At 48.1% G+C, this 18921-nt stretch carries 17 protein-coding genes; 6 read left to right on the top strand and 11 right to left on the bottom strand.

Annotated features, from left to right (window positions below):
• On the top strand, window positions 1–2948 hold a 2948-nt coding region (uca, locus tag ACJ2PR_RS21540), incomplete at its 5' end, for an urea carboxylase (RefSeq protein WP_446878490.1).
• Between the two features lie 495 nt (window positions 2949–3443).
• On the opposite strand, the gene ACJ2PR_RS21535 is transcribed toward uca, so the two are convergent.
• Window positions 3444–4853 (bottom strand): GTP-binding protein, encoded by a 1410-nt coding sequence (locus ACJ2PR_RS21535; RefSeq protein WP_446878489.1) that lies wholly within the window; start codon window positions 4851–4853, stop codon window positions 3444–3446.
• 445 nt (window positions 4854–5298) lie between these two features.
• On the opposite strand from ACJ2PR_RS21535, the gene ACJ2PR_RS21530 reads away from it, so the two are divergent.
• From ACJ2PR_RS21530 to ACJ2PR_RS21520, 3 genes are all read left to right on the top strand, one after another.
• Window positions 5299–5466 carry a hypothetical protein gene (locus ACJ2PR_RS21530; RefSeq protein WP_446878488.1) on the top strand — a complete coding sequence of 56 codons (168 nt, stop codon included), beginning with the start codon at window positions 5299–5301 and terminating at the stop codon, window positions 5464–5466.
• A 102-nt stretch (window positions 5467–5568) separates the two neighbouring features.
• Complete coding sequence (locus tag ACJ2PR_RS21525) at window positions 5569–6063, top strand: DUF4112 domain-containing protein (protein WP_446878487.1); 495 nt, start codon at window positions 5569–5571, stop codon at window positions 6061–6063.
• 64 nt (window positions 6064–6127) lie between these two features.
• Entirely contained in the window at window positions 6128–7198 is a 1071-nt protein-coding gene (locus tag ACJ2PR_RS21520) for a hypothetical protein (RefSeq protein WP_446878486.1), read from the top strand.
• Between the two features lie 15 nt (window positions 7199–7213).
• Here ACJ2PR_RS21520 and ACJ2PR_RS21515 read toward each other — a convergent pair whose 3' ends face one another.
• From ACJ2PR_RS21515 to ACJ2PR_RS21505, 3 genes are all read right to left on the bottom strand, one after another.
• Window positions 7214–7486 (bottom strand): Uma2 family endonuclease, encoded by a 273-nt coding sequence (locus ACJ2PR_RS21515; protein ID WP_446878485.1) that lies wholly within the window; start codon window positions 7484–7486, stop codon window positions 7214–7216.
• 3 nt (window positions 7487–7489) lie between these two features.
• Window positions 7490–7771, bottom strand: a complete 282-nt coding sequence (locus tag ACJ2PR_RS21510; RefSeq protein ID WP_446878484.1) for a hypothetical protein — start codon at window positions 7769–7771, stop codon at window positions 7490–7492.
• 302 nt (window positions 7772–8073) lie between these two features.
• Entirely contained in the window at window positions 8074–8475 is a 402-nt protein-coding gene (locus tag ACJ2PR_RS21505; protein ID WP_446878483.1) for a hypothetical protein, read from the bottom strand.
• Between the two features lie 620 nt (window positions 8476–9095).
• Here ACJ2PR_RS21505 and ACJ2PR_RS21500 point away from each other — a divergent pair.
• Window positions 9096–10670 carry an alkaline phosphatase D family protein gene (locus tag ACJ2PR_RS21500; RefSeq protein ID WP_446878482.1) on the top strand — a complete coding sequence of 525 codons (1575 nt, stop codon included), beginning with the start codon at window positions 9096–9098 and terminating at the stop codon, window positions 10668–10670.
• 140 nt (window positions 10671–10810) lie between these two features.
• On the opposite strand, the gene ACJ2PR_RS21495 is transcribed toward ACJ2PR_RS21500, so the two are convergent.
• Window positions 10811–11998, bottom strand: a complete 1188-nt coding sequence (locus ACJ2PR_RS21495) for an anion transporter (protein ID WP_446878481.1) — start codon at window positions 11996–11998, stop codon at window positions 10811–10813.
• Between the two features lie 129 nt (window positions 11999–12127).
• On the opposite strand from ACJ2PR_RS21495, the gene ACJ2PR_RS21490 reads away from it, so the two are divergent.
• Complete coding sequence (locus ACJ2PR_RS21490; RefSeq protein WP_446860230.1) at window positions 12128–12418, top strand: YkvA family protein; 291 nt, start codon at window positions 12128–12130, stop codon at window positions 12416–12418.
• Between the two features lie 502 nt (window positions 12419–12920).
• Here ACJ2PR_RS21490 and ACJ2PR_RS21485 read toward each other — a convergent pair.
• From ACJ2PR_RS21485 to ACJ2PR_RS21460, 6 genes are all read right to left on the bottom strand, one after another.
• Window positions 12921–13229: a P-II family nitrogen regulator gene (locus ACJ2PR_RS21485; protein ID WP_446860228.1), complete on the bottom strand. Its 309-nt coding sequence runs from the start codon at window positions 13227–13229 to the stop codon at window positions 12921–12923.
• Between the two features lie 4 nt (window positions 13230–13233).
• Window positions 13234–14205, bottom strand: coding sequence for a sodium-dependent bicarbonate transport family permease (locus ACJ2PR_RS21480; RefSeq protein ID WP_446860227.1), 972 nt, complete (start codon window positions 14203–14205; stop codon window positions 13234–13236).
• A 666-nt stretch (window positions 14206–14871) separates the two neighbouring features.
• Window positions 14872–15720, bottom strand: coding sequence for a hypothetical protein (locus tag ACJ2PR_RS21475; protein ID WP_446878480.1), 849 nt, complete (start codon window positions 15718–15720; stop codon window positions 14872–14874).
• A 293-nt stretch (window positions 15721–16013) separates the two neighbouring features.
• The gene (locus ACJ2PR_RS21470) at window positions 16014–16145 is read right to left on the bottom strand and encodes a hypothetical protein (RefSeq protein ID WP_446878479.1); all 132 of its coding nucleotides are present in this window, start codon (window positions 16143–16145) and stop codon (window positions 16014–16016) included.
• A gap of 215 nt (window positions 16146–16360) precedes the next feature.
• Window positions 16361–17023: a hypothetical protein gene (locus ACJ2PR_RS21465; protein WP_446878478.1), complete on the bottom strand. Its 663-nt coding sequence runs from the start codon at window positions 17021–17023 to the stop codon at window positions 16361–16363.
• A 198-nt stretch (window positions 17024–17221) separates the two neighbouring features.
• Entirely contained in the window at window positions 17222–18904 is a 1683-nt protein-coding gene (locus ACJ2PR_RS21460) for a CHAT domain-containing protein (RefSeq protein ID WP_446868720.1), read from the bottom strand.
• Between the last annotated feature and the right edge of the window lie 17 nt (window positions 18905–18921).

The raw sequence follows: 18921 nt of genomic DNA, 5'->3' as shown, positions 1-18921 counted from the left end.
CATTAGGTGAGCGAGACTGCTCGGTACAGCGACGCAACCAAAAAGTGATCGAAGAAACACCCGCTCCCAACATCAGCGACGAACTGCGTCAACAACTTTATGAATCCGCTTTGCGATTGGGACGAGCGATCGCTTATCAATCTGCCGGAACCGTGGAGTTTGTGCTGGATGTCGATCGCAATGAGTTCTACTTTCTCGAAGTTAACACGCGCCTTCAGGTCGAACATGGTGTGACAGAAGCCGTTAGCGGCGTGGATTTGGTAGAGTGGATGGTGCAACTGGCGGCTGGCGATTCTAGCTTTTTAAATAGCTATCAGCATCAACCCCAGGGACACTCGATTCAGTTGCGGTTGTATGCCGAAGATCCAGGGAAGCAGTTTCAGCCCAGTTCAGGCACCTTAACCGAGGTAGAGTTTTCGTCTGAGATTCGCTGTGATACCTGGATTGAGACAGGAACTGAAGTCACGCCTTACTACGATCCTTTGGTGGCAAAGCTAATCGGACATCAAGACTCACGAGCAGGGGCGATCGCTCAGTTAAAAGAGGCACTCGATCGCACTCAACTGGCTGGCATTGAAACCAATCTCGATTATCTGCGCCAAATTCTTGATGATCCGACCTTCAACACGGGCAATGTGAGCACTCGATTTTTGCAGTCATTTGACTATGCGCCCTGTACGATCGAGGTGTTGCAGCCAGGTGCTTTTAGCGCGATTCAAGACTATCCCGGTCGGTTGGGCTATTGGAATGTGGGCGTTCCGCCGTCTGGGGCGATGGATCATTTGGCGTTTCGGTTAGCCAATCGTCTAGTTGGCAATTCTGAGTCTGCTGCGGGATTGGAACTGACCGTAACGGGGCCGACATTGCGCTTTAATATCGATACGATCGTTTGTCTAACCGGGGCACCCATGCAAGCCGAATTAGATGGAAGTCCAGTTCCTTTTTGGCAAGCGATTGCGGTATCTGCGGGCAGCGTTTTGCAGATGAAAGGCATTCAGGGTAATGGAACGCGCACTTATCTAGCTGTTCACAATGGATTCAACGTACCGGATTATTTAGGGAGCAAATCGACGTTTACGTTGGGTAAATTTGGTGGTCACTGTGGGCGATCGCTGCGAGTCGGTGACGTTCTCAAACTCAATCATTCTGGCATTCAACAAACTAATTTAACAGAATTGCCATCTGAACTCATTCCTCAGTATCCAAATCATTGGTCAATTGGTGTTTTGTATGGCCCACATGGGGCACCCGATTTTTTCACTCCAGCGGACATCGAAACGTTTTTCTCAACCGATTGGGAAGTGCATTACAACTCGGCTCGAACGGGGGTTCGTCTCATCGGCCCAAAGCCAGCGTGGGCTAGAAAAGACGGCGGCGAAGCGGGGCTACATCCTTCTAACATTCACGACAACGCCTACGCGATCGGCACCATTGACTTCACAGGGGATATGCCGATTATTCTCGGCCCAGACGGCCCCAGTTTAGGCGGCTTTGTTTGTCCAGCGACGATCGTGCAAGCAGAACTATGGAAAATCGGTCAACTTAAACCAGGGGATACCATCCGATTTTGTCAATGGAGTCTTGACGACGCGATTCAAAAAGAGATTGAGCAAGATCACCAAATTGCAACGCTAACAGTCACACAAGCGATACAGATTCAGAATGCTCCCACTTCACAAGAAGCAATCTTACATACAATTTTAGAATCACCTGGACAGATTGCGGTTACATATCGACGATCGGGCGACAAATATCTGCTGATTGAATACGGGCCGCTGGTGCTGGACTTCAATCTCCGCTTTCGAGTTCACGCTTTGATGAATTGGCTGATCGACCATCCCTTACCCGGAATATGGGATCTAACGCCTGGCATCCGATCGCTACAAATTCACTACGACGATCGCGTTCTACCTCTGACACAATTGTTAGAAATGCTAATTGCCGCAGAAGGAGAATTGACGGCGATCGACGAGATGGAAGTCCCGACGCGAATTGTTCATTTACCGTTATCGTGGGACGACGAATCGACTCAGTTAGCGATCGAGAAATACCTGCGATCGGTCAATCCATCTGCGCCGTGGTGTCCTAGCAATATCGAATTCATTCGTCGCATCAATGGTTTAGATGACATCGAACAGGTTTGCGAAATTGTATTTAATGCGAGTTATTTGGTGTTGGGATTAGGTGATGTTTATTTAGGCGCACCTGTGGCCACTCCCATTGATCCTCGTCATCGGTTAGTGACCACAAAGTATAACCCTGCACGTACCTGGACACCCGAAAATGCCGTTGGAATTGGGGGAGCTTATCTCTGTGTCTATGGTATGGAAGGCCCCGGTGGCTATCAGTTTGTCGGGCGCACCGTGCAAATGTGGAATACCTATCGCCAAACACCAGATTTTGAAAAAGGAAAGCCCTGGTTACTGCGATTTTTTGATCAGATTCGCTTTTATCCCGTCTCGGCATCTGACCTACTTAAATATCGAGAAGACTTCATTCATGGCAGAGTTCAATTAGAGATTGAAGAAGCCACGTTTAGCCTGCGACAATACAACGAATTTTTGGAGTCGATCGCCACCGAGTCCGCTACCTTTAAAGCCAAACAGCAAGCCGCCTTTGAAGCCGAACGCGATCGCTGGGCCGCCAATCCCCCAATCGAGCAGCCAGAAGACACTACGCTGGCGATCGACGAACCTCCCTTTGATCTCCCGCCCAACAGTCAACTTGTCGAAGCGCACGTTCCTGCCAATGTTTGGCAAATTGTGGTTGAGAAAGGAGCGATCGTGGCGGAAGGCGATCGATTAGTCATTCTAGAATCAATGAAAATGGAAATTGCCATAACTGCGCCCATTACCGGGACTGTGATTGAAATCTTCTGTACCGAAGGGCAAATGGTGGCCGTCGGTCAATCGCTCTTTGTCATTCAGTCAACCGAGTCAGCGAATTAATGCATTGCTCAACTTCAATTTACTAGAGTTCTTTCCCTTCGCTGTTTGACGCTTCTGCCCTCAAGCTGCCAGTTCTAGGGGACTTTAATACCAAGTTGAAAATAAGCTGCAACCAATTGATCAGTCAAACTTAGTCAAAGTCCCCCAGAATTGGGGGATCTAGGGGGCGATGATCTGTAGCAAGTAACCGCTGATTTGGTATCAGACAAAAGATAAGCACAAGAATTCTAGACGTAGATAGCAATTCTATTTAATTCAGAATTCTAAGGATCGTGAATTGAATAAGATCGATGATTGCCTGGTTGCTTCGCCCCCTAAATCCCCCAGTCTGGGGGACTTTGAGAAAGCAGACATTCTAGAATTTAAGGCAGTTTCGCGGTTCAAAGTCCCCCAAATTTGGGGGATTTAGGGGGCAGAAGCCGAATTAAACGAAGCGAAACCGCGAGAATTACAGGTTGTTTAATTCAGGATTCTAAGTAAAAAACCACGGACTTTCTACATCAATTCTTGTCGTAGCCGATGAATGATCGTATCTGGCTCAACCTGATTGAGAATGTCTTGAATCACGGTACTCGCGCCCTGTGCTCCCCAAGTGCAGCCTTGCTCTAGATAAACTTGTGCAGCCCGACCGACTGAATAGGAACCATATCCCGCAATTCCTGCCTGAACGATCGACACCCCCGCCAACGCCGGAAACCCCGCCGAACTGTCTACCCCAGACGCGATCGCGGCCGCACTTTTGCCCATGCCCAACAGAATGCCGCTGCCAATTTCACCTAAAATCAAGCTCCCAGAACTGACCAAAATCGTTTTCAACAGTTTGCCAGCTTCATAGCGGGTCATCGGTAACCCATATAAGTTAGCCAGCGATCGGATCATCGCCAAGTCAGAAATCACACCGCCAATCAGATCCACAAATGCAATGGGGTTGAGAGCGATCGCTAACGCTTTGTAGCGAGTAAACTTCCAGATCAGAGCTTCTGCTTCGACGTTGCGGAGTTCGATGATGCGTTCTGCGATGTGGGTTTCGGCGGTTCTTGCCTGCGTGAGAGCATTTAGAGCGAGGAGCGATCGACCTTCTCGATTGAGAATCGTCAAAATTTTGTATTTCAATTCGTCAATCTGTGGCGGTGGCGTTTCCCATTCATAAGTGATGCGTCCATCTGGGTATTCTACTCGCATTTGCATTGGGGTTGGTTCTGCGGCAACCATCACGATCTCATCTTGAGTCAAAATCTGTTCTAATTGTTGACGGCTTCCCGTTCTGCCTCCCAATCGCTGCAAATTTTCGTAGATTGCTTGACGGCTTTGCTCAGGATATAAATCAATCTTGTTAAAGACGAGAATTAATGGCTTTTGGGCCTGTCGTAACTCGCAGAGTGCTTTGTATTCAGTGCGCGTGATGTCTCCTGACACGACAAACAAAATCAGATCTGCCTGTTCTGCTACCTGACGCGCCATCTCTGCCCGTGTTTGTCCGTCAATTTCATCCAGTCCAGGCGTGTCAATCAACTCAATCTGAACTTTACCGCCCTGGGGCACGATCGCACTTTCTTCGGGCACCGTTCCGCCTTTTGGCGACCAGCAAACGATCTGTGGCTGTTGGGTCACGCCATTAATCGCACCCGTCTCAAATACTTTGTCTCCCAAAAGTGCATTCAGCAGGGCAGACTTACCGCGACTCACCAGACCAAAAACCGCAATCCGCACGATCGCGTTATCCAGCTTATTCAAATTGTTAGACAAGCGATCGAGTTCACCTTTAAGCGCGTTTTGCAGAACGGGATTTTTGGACAAGCGCACCGTCTGTGAATAGTTGGTAAACGCCTGACGCAAACTACTCCGCGCCCGTTTTAGCTGCGACTCTTGAGAGGTCGATCGAGAAGATTGAGAAGCTTGATTCACGGTTCGACACAGATTGCACGGCATCTCTATTCTTATGCAGAATTGTGCAAGTTGGAATCGCCAGATGATACGGCTTGTCGCGGGTGATAACCGAACCTTAGACTTAAAAGACTAGAGCGACAAAAGACTAGAGAGACAAAAGACATTAGACAAGAGACACCAGCAAAATGCTTCCCGTCTAGCCTCCAAAGTCCGAAGTCTAGAGTCCATGTATTGAATGGCTTTAGGTGGTAAAATTTCTGAAGCATTTTCCTTTCTACGATCGTCTTCTCTCTGTAGCCGTTTCGCCTCAACGATTCGATTTGAGGAAGCTTATTTTGCTGAATAGCCAAACAACTTTTTTCAGCGATCTAATCCTTTTGGAAGAGTGACCGATTCAGTTTTTTGTCCAAACTGTCAGGCAAAGCACCCTCTGCAAACTGCTTCACATCACCGGAGGAAACGTATGAATATCGACAACTTGTTCGATCGCTTACGAGGTAAAGACTCTGAAAATCGCAGCGATCGCGATGAAGACCGCAGATCTCGTCGAGATGACGATGACGACGATCGTTCTAGAGAAAAACGCTCCCGACGCGACGACGATGACGACGATGACGACGACGACGATTAATCATCTAGTAGTCCCGTAGAAAATATTCTGCAACTTCCACAGCGCTTACTCGGATAATTGGCGTAAGTTCGGTACGCTGTAAGCAGAGTTTTTTACTTGGCGATGCAAACAGACACTTCTGATAAAGCAGCTTCTCTCAAACGACTCAGATCGCTCGCTCACCTACTAGACAACGCGATCGGCATTCCAGGAACCCCTTATCGGATTGGGATTGACCCACTGATCGGACTGCTGCCAGGAGGGGGCGATCTGGTCATGGCGGGCTTTTCGGTATACATCGTTTGGGAAGCGGCGCGAATGGGACTGCCTCGATCGGTCGTGACGCAGATGGTTTCAAATTTGGTGCTGGATGCAGTCGGTGGAACGGTGCCTATGCTGGGCGATCTGCTGGATGTGACCTGGAAAGCAAACAGCAAAAATGTGGCACTTTTAGAATCTCATTTGGATGCTCATTCAGAAATCCCTCGCAGACAAAAGCGGGCCGATCGGGGGTTTGTCTTACTGTTGCTGGCTGGATTTATCTTGCTGGCGATTGGCATTTCTGCCCTGGCGGTGATTGTGATCGCGTGGCTGTGGAAGACGGTGACGGGCGGATAAAAGTGGACACCCAAAATCGATCGAGGGGTGTAATAATGATTCGGCTGTCTCTGACAAGACTCCGATGGTTCAAGCCTTGCATCCAACAACCCTGACTCCACTGACCCCTGAGCAGACTTTAGAATTGGGGTTTCAGCTACCTGATCCAGAAGACGAGCAGATTCCAGAATTAGAGTTTCAGCAGCAGATCGATCGGGCTTGGCAAGTGTGCGATCGCTTTGACTTACAAACTGACATCTGGCGCGGCCGAATTTTGCGAACGGTGCGCGATCGTGAGAAGAAAAATGGGGAAGGTCGCGGATTTGGCTTTCTCAACTGGCTCAAAGATCGCGAAATCAGCAAAACGCAGGCGTACAGTTTGATCGAACTCGCAAATAGTGCCGATACCCTGCTCGATAGCGGCTGTCTCGAACCCGAAGACGTTAATCAATTTAGCAAGCGGGCGTTTGTCGAAACGGCTCAATCGGTGCCAGAAGTCCAGCAAATGGTCGGAGACGCAGCCAAGAAGGGCGATCGCATTACCCGTCGAGAAGTCCGTCAACTGTCAGATGATTGGACGGTGATGACATCCGATTTGCTGCCCCTTGAAGTGCGCGAGAAAGCCGCCGATCAGACGATTCCAACGCGCTATCTGTCACCGCTGGTCAAACAGTTAGAAAAGCTGCCCGAAAGTCATCAAGTTTCGATTCGCGACAGTGTTGCCGAAAATTCTGACATTGACAATATCAAACAAGTCACTTCCGAAGCGCGTTATTTAGCGAAATATCTAGAAGCCGCCACCCAAGTCCAAACCATCAATAACGAATCTCTTAATCTAGAACTGGCGCTAGAAGAAGCTTTGAGAGTCGGTTGTCTAAGTTCGACCGCAGATTTGGTGAGTCAAGCCGCCCAATTAGAGCAAGCGATCGCCAAACTCTACACCACCTGGAAGCGCATCAACAAACTGTCAGAACGCATCTACGTTGATACGGGAGCAAGTACGCCGAACCTACGATCGCTGCTCAGTTGTCTCGATCAGTTGTCAGGAGAAGCGATCGAGTTCACAATGGGCGACCCCAACGGCGAAGGCTTTTCGCGCACGATTCGACTCAAGTTAGAGGGCGATTTGCAATCCGACGATCGCGCTACAGGCTAAAAAAATGACCTGATTTTATTCAGATAAATCGCCAAAGCGATCACGATATCGCTGTAACATTGCTTCTAACTCCTCGCCCGACAAATCAAATCGAATGCCAAGGTGAGGACTTGTCCAATTGGCGATTTCTTCGATCGCATCTAACCCATCTTCAGTTCTCTGCCAACCGCTAAACGTATTTGTATCAGGATCATAAATGTAATACTCCTGAATCTGATGGCGATCGTAGAACAGCAGTTTTTTCTCCATTTCAGTCTTGGTGTTGCCAGGAGACAAAATCTCAAACACAACTTAAGGCGGAATCTGATCTTCTCGCCACTGCTGATAAGAGCCTCTATCTCCTTTGGGTCTACCAAACACGACCATCACATCAGGCGCATTCCGAATCTCAGGACGGCCTTCTACGGGATACCACAACAAATCCCCTGCTACAAACACTGTCGGATCGTTGGCAAACAGCCAATCTAAGTTTTGTTTTATCTCAACAATCCAACGAAACTGTTTGGTGTTGTCTGACATCGGCTGACCGTCACTGTCGGGGTAAACGACGGTTTCTTGCAGATTGGAAACCATAGCCCGAAGCCTCTAAAACGCTTGCATTTCACTGTACCAAATTCAGCACTTCTACAGGACGATCGCACGGTCAAACTGCTGCTGTATCGAGAAGACAACATTGGCGAAGTATAGGTTGTGGATCATATTTTGGGTTAGTGATCGACAAGATTATTTATTCAACCACAGCTTTTAACAAAATTTAAGAGCCAAGAATCTGATAAGAAGGCTTACCGATCCTTGACTCTTGATCAACGGTTATGGACTGAATCCTGCAATGTAAGAGTTAAACAACTCCTTGCAGATGACTTGAAGCGATTACATTAACGACGAACGTTGGGAGTCAGAATGTTGATTACAGTTCCCACTGCCGCACCGTTGGCCGCATTTCTGACATTGTGGCGACGACCTGTGACTTGACCTGTCAGCGTACTCGCCCCCGCCCCAACAGCCGCATCTCGCAGCACATCTGGACGTTTGCCTTTGGGTGTTGTCAGATCGCGAGACTGATTAACCGCCGCCCCCGCGGCCGCCCCGTTGATGATGTTGGGCACTACTTTATGACCCGTGACGATGCTAGAGCCGATTCCTACTCCGGCACCGATACCTACATCGCGCCAAAAGTTTTGGTCGGCAGAGGCAGGCTTAACGGGAAGCATTGTTGCACTGATCAAGCTGGTGGCCATCACACCGGGCATGAGGACTCGCTTTAAAGTTAAATTCATGGCTGCACCTCCTAAAAGGAATGAACTGAAGAAAGCTCAGAGAGTCTGGTTTCTTCTTGCCAAGTTTGATCCTAGAAACTCAAACCAAAAGCGCCCTACGTCTTAGGAATGAGATCACTGAGAAAAATATTGTGCCGTTCTATCAAATGACCTATATCGATGTGGAGGTTGAGTCAGGATGTAAATCAGTGCATTAGTCGCTAATTGAACTATCCTGCTTAACTTGTGAATGCGATCGACCTCAAAATCTTCTTCCCCTTCAAGCATTTTTGTCAGACAAACAATTATGGAGTCTCAGTTGATCGATTCAACCCATTCCTCAAGTTTATGCCTCTCGTGTTGGTAAATTGTTGGGTGTTTCATCCACAGGTCAGAGGTAAAGTTATAAGAAATTTACTTAGGTTTGCATAGGTTCAGTTCAATTGTTGGGTTTTGATCGAAGGGGGAAGACCCATCGAATTTACGTTTTCTTAGGTGCATCGGTCAAGATAAAGGAACGGATTGATTAATGCGATCGTCCAATCCTATTCAACGTTGGGAAAACCTTAATAAAACCTTGGCAGGCTGTTAATAACTGATTGGTAGGGTTCTGTTATCTACCGATAATTCCTTACACAATCATGGATTGGTACAATTCTTCGCGTCTTCTCTCGACTCGTTTTAAGCGACGTGATCTTTTGCGTGGTGCGGGTGTTTTGACTGGCGTTGCAATCGCCTCTCAATTTCCTGATAGAGTCATCGCCCGACCTTTGTTTTCTAGCTATCCCTTTACGTTGGGAGTGGCTTCGGGTGACCCGTTACCGGATGGCGTTTTGTTATGGACAAGATTGGCTCCCAATCCGCTCAATGGCGGTGGAATGCCAGAAAATGCCGTCTCGGTCAGATGGCAGCTTGCTTTAGATGAAGGCATGAGACAGGTTGTGAAGTCGGGCACCAAGATCGCAACGGCTGATTTTGCCCATTCAGTGCATGTCGATGTACGCGGATTGGAGCCAGGGCGCACCTATTGGTACCAGTTTAAAGCGGGGAATGAAATTAGCCCGATCGGTCGAACTCGCACCGCACCCGCTAGAAATCAACCATTAGATCGGCTACGATTTGCATTAGTCAATTGTCAAGACTGGCAAAATGGCTATTACACCGCTTATAAACATGTCGCAGAAGAAGATCTTGATTTAGTCGTTCATGTTGGCGATTACATCTATGAATATGGGCCAGAACCCGGCGGCCCCCGTCAGCACAATAGCCCTGAAATCATCACCCTGACTGACTACCGCAATCGTCACGCACTTTATAAGACTGACACCAATCTGCAAGCGGCTCATGCAGCCTTTCCCTGGGCGGTCACCTGGGATGATCACGAAGTTGAAAACAATTACGCCAACAGCATTTCTGAAAACGAGGGCGACTCACCCGCAGACTTTTTGGTGCGACGGGCCGCTGCTTATCAGGCTTATTATGAACATATGCCGTTGCGACGATCTTCTCTACCCAAAAGTGCCAATCTGCGTCTCTATCGTCGGCTGACCTTTGGGGATCTGGCTCAATTTAGTATTCTAGATACGCGCCAATATCGTACTGATCAACCCTGTGACGATGGGCTAAAACCACTCTGTGAAGCCGCTCTCGACCCCAAGGCCACTCTGACCGGAAAGGCACAAGAACGCTGGTTGTTTCAAGGTCTACAACAATCGCCTGCTCGCTGGAATGTCATTGCTCAACAGGTGATGTTTTCTCAATTTGATTTTGATGCGCGTCCAGAAGTTAAAGCCTTTAATGTAGATCAATGGGATGGTTATGTTGCTGCCCGCGATCGCGTTCTCAGCTTTTTGGATCAGCAGAAACCCTCTAATCCGATTGTATTAACAGGGGATATTCACTCTAGTTGGGTGCATGACATCAAACGAGATTTTAATCAGCCCTCTGCCACGATCGGAACTGAATTTGTAGCCACTTCCATTTCGTCAGATTTCCCCACTCAGTTTATTGAACCTGTCACCCTGGCGTTGTCCAATAATCCTCATACAAAGTTCTTTAATGGTGCTTTGAGAGGGTATGTGCGCTGTGATTTGAACCGCGATCGCTGGCAAAGTGATTATCGAGTCGTCTCAACCATTCGCGAACCGCAGGCGACGATCAGCACTCTAGCTTCTTTTGTCGTCGAGGATGGTCAACCTGGCGCTCAACGGGCCTAACGGTAGTTCGAGAACGCCCCCAAATCCCCCACAAGTGAGAGACTTTGAACTGTGGAAGTCTTAAAGTCCCTCAGAATTGGGGGGTTGGGGGGCAGAAGCACTGAACAACGAAGCCTAGGAACTCAATCGCATTCCCTCTCTCAGCGCACCCAAAAATAAGCTATCAACAGCGTCACCAACGTTAGCGGAAAGCCAAAGCGCAAATGTTCTACAAAAGAGAGTTTGTAACCCAGTTTGGCAGCAGCTTCGATCGTAATCAAATTAGCCACCGATCCAAAAACCGTAAGATTCCCTGCCAACGTTGAACTAGCAGCCAACAGTAACCAGGACTTCGTATCGTCTGCACCAATTAACGGACTCAACAACAGCACCGCAGGCACATTTGAGACAAGATTAGACAAGATTGCTGTGACGCTGGTTAGTCCCGCAGAAGACCCGATCGCTTTCGTTAACGGCGCTAATAAATTTAGTTGTTCAGTCGCTTTGGTGAGAATAAATAAGCCTGAAAACATCACCAACAAATTCCAATCGACTTCGCGTAAAATGCGCTCTGGTTTGACGCGGCGTGTGATTAACAAGATACTGGCTGCAAGTAGGGCAGATTCGGCTAAGGGTAATCCGCTCGCAAACGCAGTCAGCAAGCCACTCATGACGACGATCGTTTTGATCAGCAAAGGTCGATAAATTTGCTTGTCAGAAATAGAAAAGCGTTCACGAGCGATCATTGACCGAACTTCAGGATACAACAGCCACAGCCATGCAATTTGAATCACTAAACCAATCAAAGCGATCGGAGTCAAGGCCTTAGCAAATTCTAAGTAGCTGATTTGTGAAAATGAACCAATGAGAATGTTTTGAGGATTACTGCTCAACGTGGCAACAGACCCGATATTCGTCGCGCCCGCCATCGCTAACAGATAAGGAATTGGATTCAAGCGTAACGTCTTTGTCAAACTGAGAATTAACGGCGTGAAGATCAGCGCGATCGTATCATTCAAAAAAACCGCAGACACGACTCCGCATCCAAAAGTCAACGCAACGATTAACCCAAATGGACTGCTGGTGAGACCGAGTAACCACGCGATCGCTAATCGAAAAAATCCCCCATAAGATAGACTCGCATTCACAATCATCATACTTAGGAGGAATACAATCGTCGTGGAGTCGATCGCTTGCCACGCATTCTTGAGACTCAAAACGCCCAACGCAATCACGAATGCAGATCCGACCAGCGCGATCGTCGCTCGATTCATTCTCAAGCCTGGGAAGTAGCCGATCGCTAACCCCAAATAAGTCAGCCCGATCACCCCATATTTCAAGAAATCCACACTTCACATCCTGTTTTGAGATTACGGATATGTCCATTGGCGGAGAGCCTCACTATAATTAGCAGGATTTCCACACCAGACTTTTAGGGCACAATTTGACAAGATGAAAGTATCAAAGAGGGTAAACCCATGAAACTGTACGACTGGTATCGCAATATTATCCGCAACTCTAAGTATCGCTGGCTGATTATTTTGGGCACGTTGGCTTATTTGTTAAGCCCGATCGACTTGTTGCCTGATGTGATTCCTGGCATTGGTCAAATTGACGATGGTTTGCTGCTAACTCTGCTGATTGCTGAAGTGTCTCAGGTGTTGCTTGATAGAGTGAAGACGCGCAAAGGAACAGAGCCGACCGAAACGGTGGATGGCGCTCCCGTCAATGCTGATACGGTGGATGTGAAGGCGACCCCCGTCAAGTAGGCTGCATTTAGCCAATTTCAACCCAGTTTTGAAGAGGTGCGGTTGCAGAAATCGTGCCTTTTTTCATTGCTTGCCTATTGCAATGGGCCAAATACAATCTTATAAATTGCCGATTCATTCAGTTGATTCAACACGCGCAGATACTCACGAGCATCGTTGCGACGGGTAGAGAAATGGACAACCTGCCCAATCTCAAAGAACGAAAATTGATGCCATAAATTGGACTATGTAGTTGACACGAAACAGCCGCAATTGCTACAACTTGGATTTAGCATGGAGCAGATTGCTGAACTAGCAATTCTCAGTATGGCAAAAAGCTGTTCAAGTCCTGGAAATACCTGTAATGTAACGAGAATTGCAGGGGTGTAGGTCGGCTCTTTATGCCATAAGCTGGACATGATGAATATCGGCTATGTCTCTATGACTGAGACTATCTGCCTTGAAACTATTTACTAAAAGCGAAGAGTAATTGCATCATTAACGACCGCATTCTCTGTCGCGTTCACGAAACACACCGAACGATCGCCACCTGCATCGCATCCGACACAAAACACGCGCCACCAAACTTATTCAAAATCGGGTTGAGCGTTTCAATCACGCCGTCAATCTGGTCAGGGTTGCAGAAAGCAATCACGTAAACATTATCTAAACTATTGAGCGCAAAATCTTCGGAGATGGTGCCGCGATCGCTCTTTCCCGTCACATTATGAATTACGGTGTAACCCGGAACACCTGCTTTCTCAAGCCCTGCAAGAATTTTGTTTAGCTCCACCGAGCTGGCCATAATCTCAATGCGTTTGACCGATTGCATAAAGTTAGCTCCAAAATAAGTTGATACCGTACTGATAAAGCGGAATTCCAAAAATAATATTGAATGGGAACGTGACAGCCAGCGCAGTCGAAATATATAAGCTAGGATTCGCTTCGGGAACCGTCAGACGCATCGCAGCAGGAACGGCAATATAAGACGCACTCGCACACAAAACCGCAAACAATAACGCATCACCAGGAGACATTTGGATCACTTTCGCGATCGCTAATCCCAACCCTGCATTCACAACGGGAGTCAAAATCGCAAACGCAATCAAAAACACCCCCGCTTTCTGCAAATCTTGAATTCGTTTGGCGGCGACCAGTCCCATATCTAGCAGAAAAAACGTCAACGCTCCATAAAACATATCTTCGACAAAAGGTTTCAAAACCTGTGCGCCATGTTCTCCGGTAAGAATGCCGATCGCCACACTTCCCACCAGCAAAAAAACCGACCCATTCAAAAACGATTCGCGCAACACTTCGCCCCAGTCGAATGCTTGCTCCGTCTCAGTCGCCGCAAACACTTTCACTAACACTAAACCGACTATGATTGCAGGCGATTCCATCAATGCTAGAGCAGCCACCATATAACCATCGCTGGCAATGCCTAACTGATCGAGAAATGAACCCGCCGTGATAAACGTAACCGCACTAATCGAACCGTATGTAGCCGCGATCGCCGCAGCATTATAAGGATCAAGTTTGATTCGCAAAATGAAAAACGTGTAAATGGGAACGATACACGCCATCAGAATCGCTGACATGATTGCTAAAATGACATCCTGACCAATGCCACTTTTCACCAATTCGACTCCGCCCTTGAAGCCGATCGCAATCAGCAGATACAACGAAAACAACTTAGGAATCGGCGGCGGAATCTCTAGATCCGATTTGACCAATACCGCCAACATCCCCAAAAAGAAAAATAACACAGGCGGATTCAAAAGATTGGACATCACCAGGCTGAGATCCATCGTCACCAAGACTCCGATTCATAAACGTTACGAATCTTCAGATTACAGCACTGAGTTGCGAATATTTGCTGAAAGGCGACCCCTTGCGGGTAACTCGAAGAAATCGTCCCTACTTTTTGTGGCTGCTATAATAATTCAGGAAACCTGGGGCTGTAGCTCAGATGGATAGAGCGACCGCCTCCTGAGTAATTGGGCACCGTAAGGGAAACTTTACGAGTGAATGTGATCAAATTCGGTGAACCCTGCAAAGTGAGAAATCTTCTGACTTATGGGAATACCGAGCCAAGCCGATAAGAGCGGTTTGAAGGATAAATTTTGGGTTTTGAACTTGAAGTCAGAACTCAAAACTGAGAACTCAAACTCTTCGGAAGGTGTAGAGACTAGAAGGTCACTACCTACGGGCATTAGCCTATGGTAAAGGTATAGTCCAGAGAGTGAGGAAACTCACACAAATCTGAAGCGGTAGGTCGAGGGTTCGAGTCCCGCCAGTCCCGTATCCCAGGAATTTCTGATTTAGTTTTTGCTTCACGATCGCATCAATTCTGCTTGTAGCGACCTTGATGGGCTGACTTCAAATTTTAATGAATCCGGTCGCTTTAGTTAGTCTAATTCAACTTTGTCTCATTCAACTTTGATCGGGAACGATCGACATAGCTACAAGTTTTCTTAACTCAGCCCCTTCATTCCCGCCGCTACATAGGCTGCGTCTGTCACCATTCCGACTAGCGTAATGGGATTGTTGGCGGGCGAAACATAGCGATCCTTGGGCACCGAAAAGAGATACTTCACCGTCGATCGCACATAGACGACTAGCACCACCTCGATCGGCAAAATATCCAACAATACATCAACCTGCTGTTTTGCGGTCTGTTCGCGCGCTCCCTCTGGCAACGTCGGAAACCGTAACCCCTGCCCATTCACCCAATTCTCCAAATCCAGAACGACGACTTGGGCCGACGATCGCCGAAGCTGTGTTTCTTCCTGCCGCAGGCGCACTGATTGAAACCCTCTTCCATTCAGCAGTTCAAGCTCAGTGGGGACAGCCGTTTTGCTCAACAAACAGTAATCCACCAACGTCGAACTGATCACTTCCTCTTTTTGCAACGTTCGCCGCACCACCTCTAGCTTTGAGTCAAGCAAATCACTCATATAAGCATCCACACGCTGATTGATCCCATCCTTTGCAACCTGCTTGGCATCATCTAGATTGGTCTTAAAGATATAAGCGATCGCCCCTGTAATCCCTGCACTCAAGGCGGCAAAGCCCACCAGCGCAAACTGCATTGTGCTAATAAAATTCTTGAAACTCTCGCTGAGCGTCTTATTTTCATCCGTGATTAGCTTCAGCTTTTCAGTAAATTCTGCCGTTTGCCGCGCGTTCTCCCTGGTGAGAAACTCGATTTGCTGCCGCAACAACTCAACCGAAGCTGGACTATCAGAAGGAGTCGGCGTTTGGGCCAGCAGGTTAGAAAGATCAAGAAACGGCAACCAGTTCATAGGCCTATGCAAAGACATGATTCAAATGATACTGTCACTCGTCAAACTTGAACTAACCCACGCAAACTAGACAACTTCAACGTTATACATATTTAGGTATACATATGTGTACCTATTAGAGAACAAGTCGCCCGTCTCTAAATTCAATTGAGCACGATCGTACGTCATCGGCTAAAAAGATATCTACCTCAAAGGCTGTCTAACGCTGACTCAATTAGTTTATTAAATAAATATTAAATAGATCAGTGGCATCTCTGCTTTAGCGGCGACTTAACCGTTACTTCACAAGATAAGATTTGTGCAGCTATAGATTACAGAATCGCTGGCTTGCGCTTTAATAGATAATCTGTAGTTTTTCCCGAAAATCCTGTGATCACAGCCAAAGTGAAAGTCGAGCATCTCAAGACTGCACTGACGATCGCGCTAATGGTATTTGGAGCCATCACACTTTATATAGAATGGGGTCTGCAACAAAACCATTGTGTCAGGATGAATTTGCTGGTGTTGCAAGTCTCAATCGGGCGGCAGTGCCCCAAGTAAATCTAACGAAACCACAACTGAACATTCCATTCAATTAATAAACGGTGAGTGACCAAACCAACCGGACTATCATTCACCGTTTATTGTCGATAGACTTTCAGCGTAAATCTTTTTGACACTATTGAGCGTCAGCATTGAGTTGGTCGATCGCATAGCGCGCCACTGCCAAACTCATTTTGGCCTGCTCTGTTTCAGACAACTCACTCCACTCAACCGGACGAATACTCTTGAGCGTGGAGTCGATCGCATCCGATTCATCACGCATCGCATAAGCCAAAGGACGAGCCAACACCTGCAAATCTTCGTCTGCCCAGGCTGGCAAGATTTCTTGCACACACAGCACTAATTGATCGGCTAGTGAATTAGAAGCGTCTGCAACCTGTTGAGCCTGACGAGCGATCGCATTGAGAAACGCCTGGGGCATCGCCGCAAACTTTTGAGTCAGTCTCGTTTGAAGAGAGTTAGCTGACCAGAGGTGATCGAGGTGAGCAAAAAAGGTGGTCGATCGAGCCGCAATCTCACTCTCTTGCCAATCGTCGAGCGAAAAGCCTTGCTCTAACTCGGTAAAGAAACTATCCGCAGCAGGATTAGCAGGATTCCAGGGATAAGAGATTCTCCCTTGAGGATTTTCAAGCACCTCTACCTCAGCCGTCTCGATCGACTCGGTGGGCTGCCATCGCAAAATCACATCGTCTGTTTGAAGGAGTGCATTTGCCAGATCTTGTTCGACTTGAGCTTGAAGATTTGCACCGAGATGAGACCGACTTACTTCGTTTGCCATGATTGAAAATTCCCGCATCCACTGAATGACTTGAACGTTTGCTGTTGATACCTACAGCCTCGCTGTTACAGGTTCCGTAACGAAACTCACCAATTCTACGAACCATGCATAAATAGCACTTTCTGAACCGATATTACAGAAGGTAGAACGCTAATACTCGGTTACACCAAATCGAGAAACGCTCATTCTGTATCGTGTTTATCGCGTGTCAGATAATTCTGGATGAGCGATCGAGAACTCTAAAACCGAGTTTTGCGACCCTCCGAATTTTAGCTGAACGCCCGACTCTAACAATACTTCTTGATGATGAACTTTTTGCCAACCGCTTCCACCATAGAGCCAGGTGCCATAGCGGGAAAAGTCGCGCAAAAAATAAGTGGGCTGGTTGGGATCAGGAGAAGAGTTACGATAAAAGATTTCAGCATGTTTGCGAGAAACGCCCGGTTCGCCTCGCAGCACCAGATCATTATCGTCACTCATGCCCACCCGCATCAGTCCACCACGAACCGTCCAGATTTTAGAACTCTCAATCGATCGCAGCGAAGCCGTCGGAACTTTGCGCCCAAACTGACTCGGACTGCGGGGAATTTGCGTCAATCCTTCATCCCACGGCTTGAGCAACTCGCCGTCAAACTCTGGATGCATATAGAGAACGGGCAGCGTCCAAGCTTGCTGATTGAATTTAAACAACGTCAAAAGATGCTGTCTAGCAACGGCCACCGCCTGGTCGATCGGCATTCTTTCTCCCAAGGCCTGAGCAAACGCCTGAATAAAACTCAGCGCTTCCTGATCAGTGATGGAATCCCGCATCGCCAGCACCGCCGGCACCCCATGATGCAGCAGCACTTCCGCCAAACTGCTCCGAGGAATGGCCTGATAGCCTTGCTGATCGGGTTGTGCGCCCCAGCAAGCATTAAAGACGGCTAGTTTGACTCGACAGCGAGTTAGCACTTGAGCCAACTCTGTCCCATTGAGCGTCATGTCTGGTCGGAGAAACAGCAGTCCTCCATCGGGCGCAGGCACCCCATGCCCCGCATAAAACAGAACGTTATATTGTCCGGTTTCGAGGCGATCGATTAACTCAGCCGGGGTAGGCTGCAACAGGGTATCGACTTGACAAGAAGCCATATAGCGACTGGCACTGTGCAAAATCGAGTCGTTCGCGTCTTCCTGATGGTCAGGACACTGCAAAATTCTCGCTAGGGCCAGCGCTTCCTGCTCTAATTTGAGTTTCTTAAGTTCGGATCGACGACGACCATCTAACCCGCCAGAAATCGGCTGAACATCTGGCGCAGCGTCCTGTCCCAAAACCAGAAGAATGCTCAAACTCTGGTCAGTTCTCAACGCGGGTAGGGCATCGACATCGCTGGTCGTACGACTAAACAGCAATTGTTGACTGAGCGAAACGGCCTGTTTGCCCGCCTGACTTTGCATCACTTCCCAGGGCAGCGCGATCAGATCGGGATCTCGAATGTCTAACCGCAGCCGCAGCGCCTTGTTTTGCCCCATTGCGATCCCCTGGCTTTGATTGATGCTGCCCTGAATCGGCCCGTCAAAGAGCCACTGCCAGAGGCTAATCCCCAAAGTTTGCATCAAACGGACGCTGCGAGAAGGCTGCCCCGGTGACTGAGCGACATCCGCTAGCGCCAGCAGGGGGGTATTGGCTTCAGAAACGTGGGGAACTTTGGGCAGACTTCGGGCTGAAAATAGCTCTTGCCAAGCGTTCCAGACTTGATCAAGGGCATCAGACCAAATGCTGTCATGCAAAACATATCCACCTCGATAAGGAGCCTGAATCACATGAATCGCAAAGTGATTGGCTTCGGTGGCGCGGAGGCGTTCGATCGCTAGGCTTAAACAGGGAAGTTCAGACAATGACATTCACAGACGCAGAACAA

Source organism: Phormidesmis sp. 146-33 (assembly GCF_052939515.1).
Note: the sequence above shows the minus strand (reverse complement) of the source record. Positions and strands in the feature narration are given on the sequence as shown.

What these genes read in the sequence shown, in the direction of transcription:
- ACJ2PR_RS21510 (WP_446878484.1), bottom strand. Translation starts at nt 7,771, where the DNA reads ATGGTTTCCAATCTGCAAGAAACCGTCGTTTACCCCGACAGTGACGGT.
- ACJ2PR_RS21480 (WP_446860227.1), bottom strand. Translation starts at nt 14,205, where the DNA reads ATGGATCTCAGCCTGGTGATGTCCAATCTTTTGAATCCGCCTGTGTTA.
- ACJ2PR_RS21465 (WP_446878478.1), bottom strand. Translation starts at nt 17,023, where the DNA reads ATGGCAAACGAAGTAAGTCGGTCTCATCTCGGTGCAAATCTTCAAGCT.
- ACJ2PR_RS21475 (WP_446878480.1), bottom strand. Translation starts at nt 15,720, where the DNA reads ATGTCTTTGCATAGGCCTATGAACTGGTTGCCGTTTCTTGATCTTTCT.
- ACJ2PR_RS21505 (WP_446878483.1), bottom strand. Translation starts at nt 8,475, where the DNA reads ATGAATTTAACTTTAAAGCGAGTCCTCATGCCCGGTGTGATGGCCACC.
- ACJ2PR_RS21525 (WP_446878487.1), top strand. Translation starts at nt 5,569, where the DNA reads ATGCAAACAGACACTTCTGATAAAGCAGCTTCTCTCAAACGACTCAGA.
- ACJ2PR_RS21460 (WP_446868720.1), bottom strand. Translation starts at nt 18,904, where the DNA reads ATGTCATTGTCTGAACTTCCCTGTTTAAGCCTAGCGATCGAACGCCTC.
- ACJ2PR_RS21500 (WP_446878482.1), top strand. Translation starts at nt 9,096, where the DNA reads ATGGATTGGTACAATTCTTCGCGTCTTCTCTCGACTCGTTTTAAGCGA.
- ACJ2PR_RS21485 (WP_446860228.1), bottom strand. Translation starts at nt 13,229, where the DNA reads ATGCAATCGGTCAAACGCATTGAGATTATGGCCAGCTCGGTGGAGCTA.
- ACJ2PR_RS21490 (WP_446860230.1), top strand. Translation starts at nt 12,128, where the DNA reads ATGAAACTGTACGACTGGTATCGCAATATTATCCGCAACTCTAAGTAT.
- ACJ2PR_RS21470 (WP_446878479.1), bottom strand. Translation starts at nt 16,145, where the DNA reads ATGGCTCCAAATACCATTAGCGCGATCGTCAGTGCAGTCTTGAGATGC.
- ACJ2PR_RS21520 (WP_446878486.1), top strand. Translation starts at nt 6,128, where the DNA reads ATGGTTCAAGCCTTGCATCCAACAACCCTGACTCCACTGACCCCTGAG.
- ACJ2PR_RS21530 (WP_446878488.1), top strand. Translation starts at nt 5,299, where the DNA reads ATGAATATCGACAACTTGTTCGATCGCTTACGAGGTAAAGACTCTGAA.